Source organism: Nocardia sp. NPDC057353, from assembly GCF_042667085.1.
In the GTDB taxonomy this organism is placed as follows: Bacteria; Actinomycetota; Actinomycetes; order Mycobacteriales; family Mycobacteriaceae; genus Nocardia.
The window spans coordinates 20697-36553 of sequence record NZ_JBHVAK010000007.1; the positions used below are offsets into that span (position 1 = coordinate 20697).

At 71.2% G+C, this 15857-nt stretch carries 16 protein-coding genes and 1 pseudogene; 11 read left to right on the forward strand and 6 right to left on the reverse strand.

The genetic code is table 11. The features are described from left to right. Positions 1-131: 131 nt before the first annotated feature. The 4 genes from ACFUUZ_RS05090 to ACFUUZ_RS05105 all read left to right on the forward strand — a co-directional run bounded on the left by ACFUUZ_RS05090 (position 132) and on the right by ACFUUZ_RS05105 (position 2855). Positions 132-944, forward strand: coding sequence for an alpha/beta hydrolase (locus tag ACFUUZ_RS05090; RefSeq protein WP_378692679.1), 813 nt, complete (start codon positions 132-134; stop codon positions 942-944). 10 nt (positions 945-954) lie between these two features. Then, positions 955-1578 (forward strand): hypothetical protein, encoded by a 624-nt coding sequence (locus ACFUUZ_RS05095; RefSeq protein ID WP_378692681.1) that lies wholly within the window; start codon positions 955-957, stop codon positions 1576-1578. Positions 1579-1681: 103 nt separating this feature from the next. After that, entirely contained in the window at positions 1682-2128 is a 447-nt protein-coding gene (locus tag ACFUUZ_RS05100) for a response regulator (protein WP_378692682.1), read from the forward strand. Between the two features lie 40 nt (positions 2129-2168). After that, complete coding sequence (locus ACFUUZ_RS05105; RefSeq protein ID WP_378692684.1) at positions 2169-2855, forward strand: PAS and ANTAR domain-containing protein; 687 nt, start codon at positions 2169-2171, stop codon at positions 2853-2855. A 6-nt stretch (positions 2856-2861) separates the two neighbouring features. Here ACFUUZ_RS05105 and ACFUUZ_RS05110 read toward each other — a convergent pair whose 3' ends face one another. The 3 genes and pseudogenes from ACFUUZ_RS05110 to ACFUUZ_RS05120 all read right to left on the reverse strand — a co-directional run bounded on the left by ACFUUZ_RS05110 (position 2862) and on the right by ACFUUZ_RS05120 (position 4767). Continuing rightward, positions 2862-3206, reverse strand: coding sequence for an Lsr2 family protein (locus tag ACFUUZ_RS05110; protein ID WP_378692686.1), 345 nt, complete (start codon positions 3204-3206; stop codon positions 2862-2864). Positions 3207-3293: 87 nt separating this feature from the next. Next, complete coding sequence (locus tag ACFUUZ_RS05115) at positions 3294-3629, reverse strand: 4Fe-4S dicluster domain-containing protein (protein WP_378692688.1); 336 nt, start codon at positions 3627-3629, stop codon at positions 3294-3296. After that, positions 3626-4767: pseudogene (locus ACFUUZ_RS05120) on the reverse strand (FAD-binding protein). Before ACFUUZ_RS05120 ends, ACFUUZ_RS05115 begins: the two are co-directional and overlap by 4 nt. Positions 4768-4924: 157 nt before the next feature. Here ACFUUZ_RS05120 and ACFUUZ_RS05125 point away from each other — a divergent pair. The 4 genes from ACFUUZ_RS05125 to ACFUUZ_RS05140 all read left to right on the forward strand — a co-directional run bounded on the left by ACFUUZ_RS05125 (position 4925) and on the right by ACFUUZ_RS05140 (position 6700). After that, entirely contained in the window at positions 4925-5347 is a 423-nt protein-coding gene (locus tag ACFUUZ_RS05125; RefSeq protein ID WP_378692690.1) for a phage holin family protein, read from the forward strand. Beyond that, entirely contained in the window at positions 5344-5868 is a 525-nt protein-coding gene (locus tag ACFUUZ_RS05130) for a DUF3618 domain-containing protein (protein WP_378692691.1), read from the forward strand. The genes ACFUUZ_RS05125 and ACFUUZ_RS05130 overlap by 4 nt, the downstream gene beginning before the upstream one ends. Continuing rightward, a complete protein-coding gene (locus ACFUUZ_RS05135) occupies positions 5865-6125 on the forward strand; it encodes a DUF4235 domain-containing protein (protein WP_378692693.1) in 261 nt (86 codons plus the stop codon). The genes ACFUUZ_RS05130 and ACFUUZ_RS05135 overlap by 4 nt, the downstream gene beginning before the upstream one ends. Before the next feature lie 95 nt (positions 6126-6220). Continuing rightward, positions 6221-6700, forward strand: coding sequence for a Dps family protein (locus tag ACFUUZ_RS05140; protein ID WP_378692695.1), 480 nt, complete (start codon positions 6221-6223; stop codon positions 6698-6700). A gap of 54 nt (positions 6701-6754) precedes the next feature. Here ACFUUZ_RS05140 and ACFUUZ_RS05145 read toward each other — a convergent pair whose 3' ends face one another. Further along, positions 6755-7978, reverse strand: coding sequence for an esterase/lipase family protein (locus tag ACFUUZ_RS05145; RefSeq protein WP_378692697.1), 1224 nt, complete (start codon positions 7976-7978; stop codon positions 6755-6757). A gap of 148 nt (positions 7979-8126) precedes the next feature. Beyond that, entirely contained in the window at positions 8127-8846 is a 720-nt protein-coding gene (locus ACFUUZ_RS05150) for a metal-dependent hydrolase (protein WP_378692699.1), read from the reverse strand. A 384-nt stretch (positions 8847-9230) separates the two neighbouring features. On the opposite strand from ACFUUZ_RS05150, the gene ACFUUZ_RS05155 reads away from it, so the two are divergent. The 3 genes from ACFUUZ_RS05155 (at position 9231) to ACFUUZ_RS05165 (ending at position 15203) form a co-directional block, all read left to right on the forward strand. Then, the gene (locus ACFUUZ_RS05155; protein ID WP_378692701.1) at positions 9231-10841 is read left to right on the forward strand and encodes a serine hydrolase; all 1611 of its coding nucleotides are present in this window, start codon (positions 9231-9233) and stop codon (positions 10839-10841) included. 75 nt (positions 10842-10916) lie between these two features. Next, positions 10917-13127: a molybdopterin oxidoreductase family protein gene (locus tag ACFUUZ_RS05160; RefSeq protein ID WP_378692703.1), complete on the forward strand. Its 2211-nt coding sequence runs from the start codon at positions 10917-10919 to the stop codon at positions 13125-13127. Positions 13128-13349: 222 nt separating this feature from the next. Further along, positions 13350-15203 carry a Na+/H+ antiporter gene (locus ACFUUZ_RS05165; RefSeq protein ID WP_378692704.1) on the forward strand — a complete coding sequence of 618 codons (1854 nt, stop codon included), beginning with the start codon at positions 13350-13352 and terminating at the stop codon, positions 15201-15203. On the opposite strand, the gene ACFUUZ_RS05170 is transcribed toward ACFUUZ_RS05165, so the two are convergent. Next, positions 15192-15746, reverse strand: a complete 555-nt coding sequence (locus ACFUUZ_RS05170) for a TetR/AcrR family transcriptional regulator (protein WP_378692706.1) — start codon at positions 15744-15746, stop codon at positions 15192-15194. The genes ACFUUZ_RS05165 and ACFUUZ_RS05170 overlap by 12 nt on opposite strands. Positions 15747-15857 lie beyond the last annotated feature (111 nt).

The following is a 15857-nucleotide window of genomic DNA, read 5'->3' on the forward strand; positions in this document are numbered from 1 at the left end:
CTCACTCGCTCGGTGAGCTGGTCCTACCCGGCCCCCCGGCGAGGAAACTCGCAGGTTGCCGGAGCGGCTCACCCGGTGCCGGGACCCGAATCGGTCTAGAGTTCCGATGCGCCCGCACCCGAGGAGAACCCATGGCAGCCACCCGCACCCCCGTCGTCTTCATCCACGGCCTGTGGCTGCACGCCACCTCCTGGCAGCCGTGGGCCGAGCTCTTCGCCGCCCGCGGCTACGAACCGCACACCCCCGGCTGGCCCGGCGAACCCGACACCGTCGAGCAGGCCCGCGCCCACCCCGAGGCCGTCGCCGGAATCGGCATCGACGACGTCGCCGCGCACTACACCGAGATCATCCGCGCCCTCGACGCCCCGCCGGTGCTCGTCGGCCACTCCTTCGGCGGCCTCTTCGTGCAGAAACTCCTCGCCGCCGGGCTCGCCGTGGCAGGCGTCGCCATCGACCCCGCCCAGATCAAGGGCGTCAAACCGCTGCCCTTCGCCCAGCTGCGCTCCAGTTTTCCGGTGCTCGGCAACCCCGCCAACCGCAAGCGCTCGGTCGCGCTCACCCGCGACCAGTTCCGGTACGGCTTCGGCAACGCCATCCCCGCCGACGAATCCGACCGGCTCTTCGACGCCTGGACCATCCCGTCACCGGGCCGCCCGCTCTTCGAAGCCGCCCTCGCCAACTTCAGCAGGAACTCCCCGGCCGCCGTCGACACCGCCAACCCGACCCGCGGCCCGCTGCTCATCGTCTCCGGCGGGCAGGACCACACCGTCCCCGACGTCGTCACCCGCGCCACGCACAAGCTCTACCACGGCTCACCCGCCAGCACCGACCTGCGCCAGTTCCCCGACCGCGGCCACTCGCTCACCCTGGACAGCGGCTGGACCGAGGTCGCTGACACCGCCCTGGAGTGGCTCACCACCAGGGATGTCGGCCCCGCGCAGTAGAGTCCGCCGCATGCGAGCGGGCATCGGCGGAGCGGAAGCGCACAGCACGGCCGACATCTGGCGGCGATCAGCGCAGTGGTGGCGGCAGCACACCCCGCTCGCCGACGCGCTCGGCCCCGCCCCCGACCTGCCGCTGCCCGCCGACGCCGCCATCGGCTTCGCCTTCCCGCCCGCCGCCGCGCAGCGCGCGCACCTGCCCGCGCTGCTCGCGCTCGCCGACTACGCCCACCCCGCCGAGATCGCCTGCGACCTGCTCGACGGCGAGATCGACCGCCCCGACCACCCCTACCTCCTGGTCCTGCCCGCCGACCGCATCCAGCCCTGGACCCGCGGCCACACCGCGCCGGGGCTGCGCCGGGCACTCGCCGCACACGGCTGGTCCGGGCTCACCGTCCCCGAGTACCTGGTCCTGCAGCGCCAATCCTTCGACACCTACGGCGACCACCGCTTCGACCTCTACACCGGCGACGAACCCGGCTGGAGCTGGCTCCCCGCCTCCACCAACGGCCCGCTCGTCGGCATGGCCTACTACAACCAGGGCAGCGACACCGTACAGATCTCCGCCTGCAAGACCGGAAGCAAGAACCCCCGCAAGGGCGCCCACCTCGGCCGCGTCCTCACCGCCGCCCCCTGACACCCGGCGCCGCAGCGGATCTGGTTGACTGGCCGCACCTCGACCGCCGCAGCGCCGGGGCATCCGCACTCCGCCGCGCGCGGTGGACACCTGGGAGGCCGCCGTGCCCGACTCCGAGCACCCGATCGACGTCCTGCTGGTCGAGGACGACCCCGGCGACGAACTCATCACCCGCGAAGCCTTCGACACCTACACCCTCGGCAACACCCTGCACGTCGTCCGCGACGGCCAGGAGGCGCTCGACTTCCTCTACCGCCGCGGACAGCACACCGACGCCGTCCGCCCCGACCTCATCCTGCTCGACCTCAACCTGCCCCGCTATGACGGCCGCCAGGTCCTGGAGCGGATCAAGGCCGACCCCGACCTCGCCGCCATCCCGGTCGTCGTCCTCACCACCTCCTCGGCCACCGAGGACGTGGAGAGCAGCTACCGCGCCCGCGCCAACGCCTTCGTCACCAAACCCGTCGACCTCGACGCCTTCATGGCCGCCATCCAGCAGATCGACGGCTTCTTCGTCCGCGTCGTGAAGCTGCCACGGCCGCACCCGTGACCGGCGTGTCCGCACCCGCAGGTCGCGCTATTGTTCCAGGGTGTCCGAGCCCGCTGTTCCCGAGTGCAGGGATGACCCGCTCGCCCACCTGCCCGAGTCGGTCGACCCCAGGGTGGCGGGCGGCTTCACGCTGTGGTTCGCCGACCGCCGCTGGGAATGGTCCCCCGAGGTCTACCGGCTGCACGGCTACGAACCCGGCAGCGTCGAACCCACCACCGAACTGGTGCTCGCGCACACCCACCCCGACGACCGCGACCTCGTCGCCCGGCTGATCGACCGCGCCCTCACCCACCGCGAACCCTTCGCGGGCAGACACCGCGTCATCGACACCGAGGACTGCGAACACACCGTGCTCGTCGTCGCCAACCGCATCCTCGACACCGACGGCGAACCCGTCGGCACCAGCGGCTGCTACATCGACCTCACCGACACCATCGACGCCGCGGGCCAGGCCGCCGTCAGCGAGGTCGTCCCCGAGATCGTCGAGTCCAGGGCCGTCATCGAACAGGCCAAGGGCATCCTCATGCGCATGTACGGCATCAGCGCGGACCAGGCCTTCAAGGTGCTCTCCTGGCGCTCCCAGGAGACCAACACCAAACTCCGCGCCATCGCCGCCCAACTCCTCGCCGACCTGCCCCAGGTCCCGCCGCCCCGGCCGGAAACCCTCACCGTCTTCGACCACCTGCTACTGACCGGGCACGAACGCATCCGACCCGACCAGGGCTGAACCGGCTCAGCCCGACTGCGCCGCGCGGTACGCCGCCACGATCTCCGACGGAACCCGACCCCGAGCGGAGATCTCGTGCCCGTTCTCCTTCGCCCACGCCCGGATCGCCGCCACATCCTCCCGGCTCGCCGCCGAACGACCACCACCCGCATTGTTCCGGCTCCGCGCCGCCCGCCCCGTCCGGCGCGCGTACGGCGTCCACTGCTCCAAAAATTTCCGCAGCGACCGCGCATTCTCCGCGGAAAGGTCGATCTCGTAGGAAACACCGTCCACCCCGAAAGCCACCATTTCATCGGCGGCCGAGACGCCGTCGTAATCGTCCACCACCGTGACCACGACTTTGCGTGCCATGAAGCTCTCCCTCTTCGAATGCGACGACAACGCGGTAGAAAGACACTGTAGCGCCAGGGAGGTACGCAATTGCCGCCGGCGAACAATTCACGGTAGCCGCGGTGGCGGCGCCCCCCGCGGCAACTCCGGCCCCACCGCCACCCGACTCCCCGGCGTCCGCCCGCGACCCCAGCCCAACCGCTCCCGATACCGCCCGATCTCCGCCACCGGCACCGCAGCCCCCGCGGGCCGCGGCGCCGAATCCGGGTGCACGAACAGCGCATCCGCCGGGCAGTACGCCTCACACATGAAACAGGTCTGGCAATCCCGCTGCCGCGCGATCACCGGAGCACCGGACGCCGTCCGATCGAACACATTCGTCGGGCACGCGTCCACGCACTTGTCACACCCGATGCACACCTCGGCCAGCACCAACTCGATCACGACGCCACCGCCGTCCCGGTCCACACCGCGTCCAGCCCACCGGAGAGCACATGGTGCCGCTGCGCCGGATCCAACTCCGGATGATCCGCCCGCTTGCTCATCCCGCGAGTCTCCGTGCGCGCCAAGGTCGACGCGTACATCAACCGCCCCACCGCCCCACACAACCCCGCCGCCGCGGGCCGCCCGCGCAGCGCGAACCGCGCCGCCCCTGCCCCCGCCCACGCCCCCGAACTCATCGCCCACGCCGAATTGTGGCTCCCGCCACCGGTGAAACCCCCGCAGATCCGCTCCCGCACCCCCGCATCCGCCCCGATCCAACTGCGCGAAAACCCGCTCCGACAGCAGCGCCCGCGCGATCACCGAACGCCCCCGCTGCGACCCCGCACCCGCCAGAACCGAACCGTCCTCCCGGAAGAATGTCGCGTATCCGTAATAGGCCGTCTTCGTGATCGTCGAACCCTTCGCCACGATCGCGTACGCATTCGAGAATTCCATCCCGGAGAAACGCGCACCCACCTCCGCCGCCATCAACGCGCCGTCCCCGGTGTTCACATTCGTGCCGAGCGCACCGGAGAGAAACGCGCACCCGCCCGTCGCCAGCACCACCGCCCCCGCCGCCACCCGATAACCCCGATCCAGCTGCCGCTGGAACCCCGCCGCCCCGCGCACCACCCCGTCCGCGTCCACCAGCAACTCCAGCGCGGGGGAGTGATCCAGGATCCGCACCCCCGCCCGGCGCACCCACGCCCGCATCCGGCGCATGTATGCCGGGCCCTGCACCCCCGTCCGCAGCTGCCCACCCGTCACCGGATCCACCGGGAAGGGGTAGCGGCCCTCCACCGCCAGCCGCTCCATGTTCACGTACGTCTGGTCCAGCACCCGGTCCATCCACCGGTGGTCCGCCAGATGCCCACCCAGCGCCTCCCGGCTCGCCTTCGCCTGCGCGCGCCTCCGCCTCCGGCGCCACGTACCAGACCCCCGTCCCGGACGGCGCCGTCGCCCCGCTGGTCCCGCAGCACCCCTTGTCCACCAGCACCACCTCGGCCCCCGCCGCCCGCGCGTGCAACGCCGCCCACGCCGCGGCCGGACCGCCGCCGATCACCAGCACATCCGTCTCGGTCTGCCAGACATCACCCATCGGTACGCTCCTGCCCGTCTCGCAACGGTCCGACGGTAAGGCCGGCCACCACCCCCCGAACACCGTTGCGCTCACCCCGATTCCGGCCCCCCGACCCCGGCGTTTGCCCCGCTGGGCCCCGGGTACCCGGCCCCCGACCGGAGGAGGGAAGCGAACCATGACCCACGCCCACACCGACCGGACCGGGCCCGCCGACGCCCGCTCCGTCTCCGAACTCGTCGGCGACGCCAGCGAACAACTCAGCCGCCTCGTCCGCGACGAGATCCGGCTCGCCACCCTGGAGATGCAGGAGAAGGGCAAACGCGTCGGCAAGGGCGCCGGGCTCGCGGGGGCGGGCACCGTCCTCGCGCTCTACGGCGTCGGCGCGCTCGTCGCCGCCGCCATCATCGGCCTCGCCGAGCCGCTGCCCGCCTGGGCCGCCGCGCTCGTCGTCGGCGTCGTCCTGCTCGTGGTCGCGGGCATCCTCGCCCTCGCGGGCAAAAAGAACGTGCAGGCCGCAACCCCGCCGCTGCCCGAGGCCGCCGTGCACGGCGTGCAGCAGGACGTGGCCACCATCAAGGAAAGGAGCCGCAGGCAGTGAGCCCGGACCCCGAACTCAGCCCGGAGACCGAGAAGGAACTGGTCGCCGCGGACCGCGACCGAGCCCGCGAGGAGCTCGGCCAGGCCGTCGAGGAGCTGACCCACAAACTCGACGTCCCCGCCCGCGCCTCGGAGAAGGCACAGGAGGTCAAGGACAACGCCGTCGCCGCCGCGAACGGCGCCAAGGACCGGGTCACCGACAGCGCGCAGCAGGCCAAGGAGCGCGCCGCGGAGACGGCCGCCGTCGCCAAGGAGCGGGCCACCGACTCCGCGGCCGTCGCCAAGGAGCGCGTCGCCGAGACCACCGCCGTGGCCAAGGAGAAGGCCACGGAAACGGCCGCCGTGGCCAAGGAGCGCACCGCGGCCGCCACGGCCAAGGTCGCCGACGCCACCCCGGAGCCGGTCGCCCGCGGCGGCCGCCAGGCGAGCGACTTCCTGCGCGCCAACCCGGTCCCCGTCGCCATCGGCGTCGTGAGCGGCGTCGTGCTCTGGCAGGTGCTGCGGAAGCGGGGCAGGCGATGAAGCTCGCGTACAAGCCGCTCGGGCTCGCCGTCAGCGTCCTCGGCGGCCTGCTCGCCAACTTCGTCTTCGGCAAGATCTGGCAGAGCATCAGCGGCGAGGACGAAGCGCCGCACGCCACCTCCGAGGACTACGGCTGGCGAGAGGTGCTGCTCGCCGCCGCCATCCAGGGCGCCGTCTTCGGCCTCGTGAAGACCGCCATCGACCGGGCGGGAGCCACCGGATTCCAGGCCGTCACCGGAACCTGGCCGGAGGACTGAGACGACGTTCACGCAGTTCGGCTGCGTGAACCGGGCGTTCCCGGGTAGCCCACCGAATGGACATCGGGACCGACGGACGAGAGAGAGGTACAGCAATGTCGCAACCCATCACCAGCACCCTCGAGGCCGAGCAGCAGCGCATCGCAGGCGAGGCGCTGCGCGCCACCGTCGTCGACCTCATCGACCTGTCCCTGATCGCCAAGCAGGCGCACTGGAACGTCGTCGGCCGCAATTTCCGCTCGGTACACCTCGCCCTCGACGAACTGGTGACCGCCGCCCGCGACTTCACTGACGCGGCGGCCGAGCGCGCCACCGCCATCGGGGTCAGCCCGGACGGCCGCGCCGCCACCGTCGCCCGCGACAGCGCCGCGGAGGGCTTCCCGGACGGCTGGCAGAAGGACACCGACGTCATCAACGGCGTCGTCGTGAACCTGACCGCCGTCATCCGCGGCCTCCGCGAGCGCATCGACGCCACCGAGAAGGCCGACCCGGTCACCCAGGACCTCTTCATCGAGATCGCCGGGCGGCTGGAGCAGCTGCACTGGATGTGGCAGGCCCAGGTCGCCGAGGCCTGACCCCGGCACCACGAACCGCCCGCGAGCCCCCGGCTCACGGGCGGTTCGCCGTTTTCAGGGGCGGGGGAGGGGAGCGGCGTCGGCGAGCCAGCGGCGCAGCGCCTCGTGCACCGCCGCGTCGTTGAGCAGCGTGAAGTGGTTCGCGCCGGGCAGGTGCAGGCCGTTCTCCGGCTCGAACTCGATCCGGCGGGCCCGCCCGCGCCCCGAACCGCTCGGCACGAGGACCAGGCCGTCGCCGACGATGCGGCCGAGCGGATTGTTCGGGTTGCGCACGATCGACGCCGTCACGAAGTAGTGCTCGACGCCGGGGAGCAGCGGCACCTCCTGCTGCACCCGGCGGCTGAGCGCGTCGATGTCGAGATCGGCCCAGTCCTCGTCCACCAGGGAGCCCTGCCGCAGGTCCCGGATGCCCGCGCTGCGCCTGCGCAGCAGCCGTCCGAACGGCCGCGTCTCCGGCAGCTTCACCAGCCCAGCCGAGACCACGTGCACGAACTGCTCCAGCGGCGCGCCGAGGTGCGGAGAGCCCAGGCAGACGATCTGCCGCACCAGCCCCGCCCACGCGGCGCCCTCCGCGGCCGCGAGATGGCAGGCCGAGCGGGCGATGAGCCCGCCCATCGAGTGCCCGACCAGCGCAATCCGGCGCAGCGGCACCGGCCACGCCCGCTGCGTGCGGTCCAGCAGCTCGGCCAACTCACGGGCGTTCTCCGAGATGTGCAGCCCGCTGTTGAACCGTACCTCCGCGGTGGCGCAGGGCAGCTCCGCGGCCAACCGCTCGGCGTAGCTCGGCCCGCCGCCGCGCCGCCAGGCGTGCTCGGTCTCGACCAGCCCGTGCAGGAACACCACCAGGGTGTCCTGCGGGGTGCCGAGCTGCTCTGGTGCCACCGGACGCCCGTCCACGCGGAAGGACATGGGGCCCGCCAGGATCGGGTTCTGCTCGGCGAGCCGGTCGCCGATCAGCCCGGTCAGCACGCCGAGCAGCCCCGCGCCGAGCACCGTCCTCGAGGGTGGCTCGGCATTCGGCAGGTCCGCGGTGCGCTCGGCGACCCGGCCCGCGGTCTCCGCCGCGGTGCCGACGATCGCGTAGACGCCGCCCGCGATGGCGTCGTGGGTGAGCCGGACGGGGGAGGCGGCCGGGCCGACGCCCCAGCCGACCGCGGTGAAGACGCGGTCGGCGATGGCTCGGTGCACGGCCGCGATCCCCGCGACCGCGCCGGCGAGTTCGTCACCGGCGAGGCGGGCGAGGGCGCGTACCTCGGCGCGTCGCTGGTCGTCGTTCACGGGTTCAGTGTACAGCTGTGCACTTTCGAGTAGTTGTTCAAAGTGCATGTATGGCGATATGCGCATCAAACAAGTTATCGCCTCGTACAACAACAAAAGACCAGCACAGAGTGGGGAGCGGCCCTCGGTCGGGGCCGCTCTTGACAACTCAGGGCTGCTGGGTGATCGTGAACCACAGGAGCACCAGGGTTCCCGCCATGAAGAGGGGAGCGAGCACCCACGTCTCGACCTTGTTGCCGGTCCGGCTGATGATTTCGATCCCGAGCCGCTTCCGGTACGGCCAGAGCAGGGGACAGCCGCGGTCGGTGAGGCAGTCGCCGAGGATGTGCACCAGGCAGCCGAGCGCGACGCAGAACGGCAGCCACGGGGGAGCGTCGGAAATCCAGTGCGTCATGGCGAAGGTGCCGCCGATGGCGAGCGCCAGCACCGTGCCCCACGCGCGGATTCCCTTGCCGGGGGGACAGAGGTGCAGGGCCCGCACCGCCAGTGCGAGCAGGACGAAGACCAGGCCGAGCGTGAAGGGTCTGCCGATGTAGGTCATGCCCGCCCAGGTGCCGACGCCCGCGAAGGCGACGAAGAAGAAGGAGTGCGTGGCTTGCCGGTGGCCGCCCGCGACCCAGGAGACGGCGCGGCAGAAGAGCTCGGAGACCGGGCCGAGGGTATTGGCGATGGTGCTGCCCGGGTGGTCCATGTCGGGCAGCAGCGCGGCACCGGCCGTGAGGAAGACGCCGAGCAGCAGGTCGACGGTTCCGAGGTGGTGGTCGCCTGCGACGTCGAGCACCGGGTAGGTCAGCATCGAGACCGGAAGCGCCGCGGCCGCGGCCGACCAGCCGAGCGCGCCGCTCGTCGCGTGAGAATGTCCAAGCACGGACCCACGTTATCGATCTTGGTTCACGTGCGGTTCACCGGGGAGAGCGGTATAGGTTGACATAATGTAGATTATCGGCGTTTTTACGACCTGGGGTTCGTCTACCGGATGGGTGTTCGCTGCGTAGCTGCTCCACGCGCCGGTCTGTCCGCTGCGCCGCCGGTCCGCGCTGGTGGGAGGTCGCCAATCCGGCCGGGATGGCCGCTTCGGGTTTCGGCAACTGCCCTACTCTGATGCGTCACAGTGACGCCGAGGGCTTCCCCATTAACGTCACAGTGACGTTTTGAACACGCCGGTCGGGAAGCAAGGAAAACCCGTTGCCGACCGATTGCTGACGCTACGCTCATCGCATCGTGCTGTGCATCACACCAGGAGGTGGTGGTCGTGCGGGATCGGAGCCGAGTGGCGATCGGGCTGGCGGTGGCGGCGGTGCTCGTCGTCGGGTCCTGCGCGCAGGACGACTCAGGCGGAGGGGCGGCCTCGTCGTCGAGCCCGGCGCCGCCGAGCGGGACCGCGGCGCAGCAGTCGCCGGGGCAGGTGGCCGGGGTGGCGATTCCGGACGGGCAGATCGACAGCGCGGTCGGGCAGCTGGACCGGATCGCCGACGAGCTCATGAGCTCGTCGAAGATTCCCGGCATGGCGGTCGCGGTCGTGCACGGCGGCAAGGTCGTGTACAGCAAGGGCTTCGGGGTGCGGGATGTGACGACGCGGGAGCCGGTGAACTCGGGGACGGTGTTCCAGCTGGCGTCGGTGTCGAAGCCGCTGGGCGCGACGGCGGTGGCGCGCGAGGTGGCGGCGGGCCGGGTGGCGTGGGACACGCCGGTGAAGCAGCTGTCGCCGGGGTTCGCGCTCGGCGATCCGTACGTGACCGACAACGTGACGGTCGGCGACCTGTACTCGCACCGCTCCGGGCTGCCGGATCACGCGGGTGACCTGCTGGAGGACCTGGGGTACGACCGGGCGCAGGTGCTGGAGCGGCTGCGGCAGCTGCCGCTGGACACGTTCCGCGATTCGTACGCCTACACCAACTACGGGCTGACGGCGGCCGCGGTGGCGGTGGCCGAGGCGGCGGGCACCTCGTGGGAGGAGCTGTCGCAGCGGGAGATCTACGAGCCGCTCGGGATGGCGTCGACCAGTTCGCGGTACAGCGAGTTCGTGAGCCGACCGGATCGGGCGGTCGGGCACGTGCTGGTGGACGGTGCGTATGAGCCTGCCGATCCGCCGCGGCAGCCGGACCCGCAGGCGCCCGCGGGCGGGGTGAGCTCGTCGGTGGACGACATGGCGCGCTGGATGACGATGATGCTGGCGGACGGGGTGTTCGAGGGCAAGGAGATCGTGCCGCCGGGCGCGCTGCTGCCCGCGGTGTCGCCGCAGGCGATGTCCGCTCCCCCGGCGTCGCCGGATTCCCGGGCCGGGTTCTACGGGTTCGGTTTCAATGTGGGGACCTCGCCTGCCGGGCGGGTGACGCTGGGGCATTCGGGGGCGTTCAACCGGGGTGCGGGGACGGCGTTCACGCTGATTCCGTCGGCGGATGTGGGGATCGTGACGCTGACGAACGCGGCGCCGATCGGCGTGCCGGAGACGTTGAATGCGGAGTTCGCGGATCTGGTGCAGTTCGGGGAGGTGCGCGAGGACTGGCGGGAGTTGTTCGCGGGGGTGTTCGAGCAGTTGAACGCGCCGTCGGGGGATCTGGTGGGCAAGGAGCCGCCGTCGAATGCGAAGCCGGCGCGGCCGCTGCAGGAGTATGCGGGCAGCTATGACAATGCGTACTTCGGGCCCGCGGTGGTGTCGGTGGACAACGGCGCGCTGGTGTTGACGATGGGGCCCGCGGCGGTGCGGATGCCGATGCGGCACTGGGACGGGGACAAGTTCGTGTTCACGCCGCAGGGTGAGGGGGCGAATCCGGGGTCGGTGTCGGTGGCGCGGTTCGAGGGGAATCGGCTGATTCTGTCGTACTACGAGCAGGAGGGGTTGGGGATGTTCGTGCGGCCCTGACCGAATTCCTCGATATCGGCGGGGTGTGACGCGGGTAACCTGGTCGAAAAGTTCGGCAGAAGGTGACGAATCTTTATGAACGCGACCACCGTTGCCCGGCAGTGCACGCTGTGCGAGGCCCATTGCGGAATCCTGGTGACCGTCGAGGAGCTGACGGTGACCAGGATCGAGGGTAATCCCGACGATGTCCTGTCCAAGGGCTATATCTGCCCGAAGGCGACGGCCATGGGCGGGCTGCACCACGATCCGGATCGGCTGCGGACGCCGATGAAGCGGGTCGGTACGGAGTTCGTGCCGATCGGCTGGGACGAGGCGATCGCGGAGGCGGGGCGCAGGCTCCGGGAGGTGCGGGCGGAGCACGGCGCGCACGCGGTCGGCATGTACCTGGGGAATCCGGCGGCGCACAGTTCGTCGGTGATCTACGGCGGGATGCTGCGCTCGGTGCTGGGGACGAACAATTTCTTCACGGCGTCGTCGATCGATCAGTTCCCGCAGGAGTTCGCGGCGTGGCAGATGTTCGGGTCGAATGTGCTGATGCCGGTGGCCGATATCGATCGGACGCACCGGTTGGTGATCCTGGGTGCGAATCCGGCGGTGTCGAACGGGTCGGTGACGACGATGCCGGGCGCGCGGGATCGGATCAAGGAGGTGCGCAAGCGGGGCGGCACGGTGGTGGTGATCGATCCGCGGCGGACCGAGACGGTGAAGCTGGCGGACGAGCACGTGGCGGTGGCGCCGGGTGGGGACGCGTACCTGTTGCTGGGCATGTTGCACGTGCTGGTGGGTGAGGGGCTGGTGGACGGGGCCGCGCTGCGGGCGCGGACGACCGGGTTCGAGGAGCTGCGGGCGCTGGTGGCGGAGGCGACGCCGGAGTGGGCCGCTCCCCTGGCCGGGGTGGAGGCGGAGGTGATCCGGCGGTTGGCGCGGGAGCACGCGGCGGCGCCGTCGGCGGTGATGTACGGGCGGATCGGGGTGTGTCATCAGGTGACGGGCACGCTGACGCACTGGTTGATCAATGTGATCAACGCGGTGACGGGGAATCTGGATCGGGCCGGTGGGCAGATGTTCACGACGCCCGCGGTGGATGCGGCGCGGATGGTGCGGCGGGTGCCGCTGGCGGGGTACGGGAAGTGGACGGATCGGTCGGGGCGGTTCAAGTCGTTCCGGTCGGAGTTGCCGGTGGCGGTGCTGGCGGACGAGATGCTGGACGAGGGGCCGGGGCGGATCCGGGCGATGGTGACCTATGCCGGGAATCCGGTGTTGTCGACGCCGCAGGGTGGCCGGTTGGACGAGGCGCTGGCGGGGCTGGATTTCTACGTCGCGGTGGACATGTACATCACGGAGACGACGCGGCACGCGGATCTGATCCTGCCGCCGATCTCGCCGCTGGAGCGCGAGGACATGGACATCCTGTTGACGATGTTCAGTGTGCGGAACAATCTGCGGTTCAATCCGCGGGTGTTCGAGCCCGCGGCGGACGGGTTGGAGGATTGGCAGATTCTGGCGCGGCTGGTGGCGGAGATCCTGCCGCTGCCGGTGCGGGCGGTGACCGGGCGCGCGGTGACGGCGGTGTTGGATCGGTTGAGTCCGCTGCGGTTGTCGGCGGCGGGGGTCGCGGTGGGGCCGTACGGGGTGTTGCGCCGGGGGCCGGGTGGGGTGACGGTGTCGAAGTTGCGGAAGACGGCGGGTGGGATCGATCTGGGGCCGCTGCGGCCGCGGTTGCCGAAGCTGATCGCGACGCGGGATCGGAAGGTGCATCTGGCGCCGGGGCGGTTGCTGGAGGGTGCGCGGGCGTTGATCGCGGAGGCGGGGCGTGGTGCGGCGGTGACGGCGCCGTCGGACGGGTTCGATCTGCGGTTGATCGGGCGGCGGCATCTGCGGAGCAACAATTCGTGGTTGCACAACCTGCCGTCGATGGTGAAGGGGAAGGCGCGGTGCACGGTGCTCATGCATCCGGAGGATGCGGGGCGGCGCGGGTTGGCCGCTGGTGATCCGGCGCTGGTGTCGTCGCGGGTGGGGGCGATCGAGGTGCCGGTGGAGGTGAGTGACGAGATCCGGCCGGGGACGGTGGCGATTCCGCACGGGTGGGGGCATCGGGAGCCCGGTGTGGGGTGGACGGTGGCGGCCGGTCTGCCCGGCGCGAACGTCAACCTGCTGCACGACCCGAAGGCGACGGATCCCTTCACCGGCAATGCCGCCGTGAACGGCACCTGGGTCACCGTGGCCCCGTCCCCCACCGCCCCGTCACCCGCCGAGCGCCCGGAGGAAGCCGCCATCCCCGGCTGACCCCTCCCCCCCCGACCCCGGTGCGGATTGCACCCGCACCGGGGTCGGGGCGTCGTCGCCCGGCGCGACGCCCGTCCTGCTGAGCACAGTCTGTTGCCCGTCCGAGCGGGGTGACGATGTGCGCCCCTGCACAGGCCGCGCTCTCCCTCCCCCGGAGGGCGGGGTTTCGGGGCGGAGCCCCGTCGACCTCCCCCTTTCCCCAGGGGGTGACACAATGCCACGGTGCATGTTGCTGTCGGTTTGGTGGTGCTGGTAGCGGCGGCGGTGGCGCTGGCGGCGTTGGCGCGCCGCGCGGGCCTGTCGGAGCCCCTGGTGCTGACGGTGGCGGGTGTCGCCGCCTCGTATCTGCCGTTCGTCCCGCAGGTGGACCTGGACCCGGAGGTGGTCCTGCTCGGCCTGCTCCCCCCACTGCTGTACACGGCGGCGATCCGGACGTCCCTGCTGGATTTCCGGAAGAACGCGGCGACGATCGCGCTGCTGTCGGTGGTGCTGGTGCTGTTCTCCACCTTCGTGGTGGCCGGGGTGGTGTGGCTGCTGCTTCCGGTGCCGTTCGCGGTGGCGGTGGCGCTGGGCGCGGTGGTGGCCCCGCCGGATGCGGTGGCGGCGACGGCGGTGGCGCGCCGGATCGGGATGCCGCGGCGGATCGTGACGATCCTGGAGGACGAGTCGCTGTTCAACGACGCGACGGCGCTGGTGGCGTTGCGGACGGCGATCGCGGCGTCGGCGGGTTCGGTGTCGGTGTGGCAGGCGGGCGGGGATTTCGTGCTGGCGGCCGGTGGCGGTGTGCTGGTGGGGGTGGCGGTGGCGGGGGTGTTGGCGATGCTGCGGCGCCGGATCACCGATCCGGTGTTGGATACGACGCTGTCGTTCCTGGCGCCGTTCGCGGCGTACCTGCCCGCGGAGCAGGTGCACGCGTCGGGGGTGATCGCGGTGGTGGTGTGCGGGATGATTCTGGGGCACGGTGCGCCGCGCTGGCAGAGCGCGGCGTCGCGGATCGCGGAGCGCACGAACTGGCGGACGGTGCAGTTCATCCTGGAGAGTTCGGTGTTCCTGGTGATCGGGTTGCAGGTGCGCCACATCGTGGAGGACGCGCTGGCGTCGGGGTTGGATGGTCGGACGCTGGTGGCGGCGGCGATCGCGGTGCCGGTGGCGGCGATGTTGGCGCGGCCGCTGTTCGTGCTGCCGTGGGCGTGGTTGAACCGCAGGCGCGGGCGGGGTGAGGAGTCGCTGCGCGAGGGGTTGGTGGTGTCGTGGGCGGGGATGCGCGGGGTGGTGACGGTGGCGGCGGTGCTGTTGCTGCCGGAAGAGACGCCGCAGTTGGCGGTGTTGAAATTGTTGGCGCTGCTGGTGGTGGCGGGGACGCTGCTGGTGCAGGGGTCGACGTTGGCGCCGGTGGTGCGGGCGTTGAAGTTGCGGGGGCCGAGCCGGGCGGAGGACGCGCTGCAGAAGGCGAATCTGTTGCAGCGGGCGGCGGCGGCGGGGTCGGCGGAGTTGGAGCGGCGGGTGACGCCGGAGACGCCGGAGGAGGTGGTGCGGGCGTTGCGGGAGCGGTTGACGTTCCGGACGAACGCGGCGTGGGAGCGGTTGGGGCGGGCGGAGTCGGAGTCGGCGACGCCGACGGCGGAGTATCGGCGGTTGCGGTTGGCGATGTTGGCGGCGGAGCGGGAGACGGTGCTGCGGGCGCGGGACGAGGGCGCGCTGGATTACGAGATCCTGCAGGCGGTGATGGCGCGGTTGGATCTGGAGGAGTCGATCATCGATCGGTTCGACGAGGCGGAGGTGGCGGAGCCGGAGCCGTTGACGGCGCCGGAGCGGGCGGAGAGCTGTGCGCATCTGCGGGCGGCGCCGCTGGTGCGGGTGCCGGATTCGGTGGACGGGTGCGCGGCGTGTCTCGCGGAGGGGCTGACCTGGGTGCACCTGCGGATGTGTCTGGCCTGCGGGAATGTGGGGTGCTGTGATTCGTCGGTGGGCAATCACGCGTCGAAGCACTATGCGGCGGAGGGGCACCCGGTGATGCGGAGTGTGGAGCCGGGCGAGGCGTGGCGGTGGTGTTTCGTCGACGAGTTACTGGGGTGAGCGGCGGTGCGAGTAGATGAGCCTGGCGAATTCGGTGAGCAGCCGGTCGAGGCTGGGTTCTTCGGCGCCGGGGGCGATCTGCTGGTAGCCGATGAGGGTGGACATGCCGAGCGCGGTGAGGACGCCCGCGATGTCGGGGTCGTGCACGATGCCGTCGATGGCCTTCTGGACGGTGCGGCGGCGGGATTCGTCGACGCGTTTGAGCGCGACGGCGACGGATTCGTCGTTGGCGGCCCAGGCGCGGATGGCGGCTTCGGCGCGGTGGTTGAGGCCGCAGGCGAGGTCGGAGAGGGCGCGGACGTCGTCGTCGGGGGTGCTGCGGCCGAAGTTGCGGGCGCGCAGGATGCGGACCTGGCGTTGTTCCCAGGTCTCGAGGAGTAGGTCGACGAACCCCTGCCAGCTGCCGAAGTGGTGGTAGAAGGAGCCGGAGGTGACGCCGAGGCGGCGGCAGAGGACGCCGATGTTGAGGCCCTTGAAGCCGAGTTCGGCGAGGACCTCGAGGGCGATGTCGAAGTACTGGTCCTTGGTGACCACGCGGGACATGGGGTCGCCGATCTGCTCGCTGGGACGGGAGTGAGGCCGAACAGTACCGCATGGGCCGGGCTGCTCCGGGCAGGTGAGAGGGCCGGGATCGGCGAACGGCGTGGACATGTC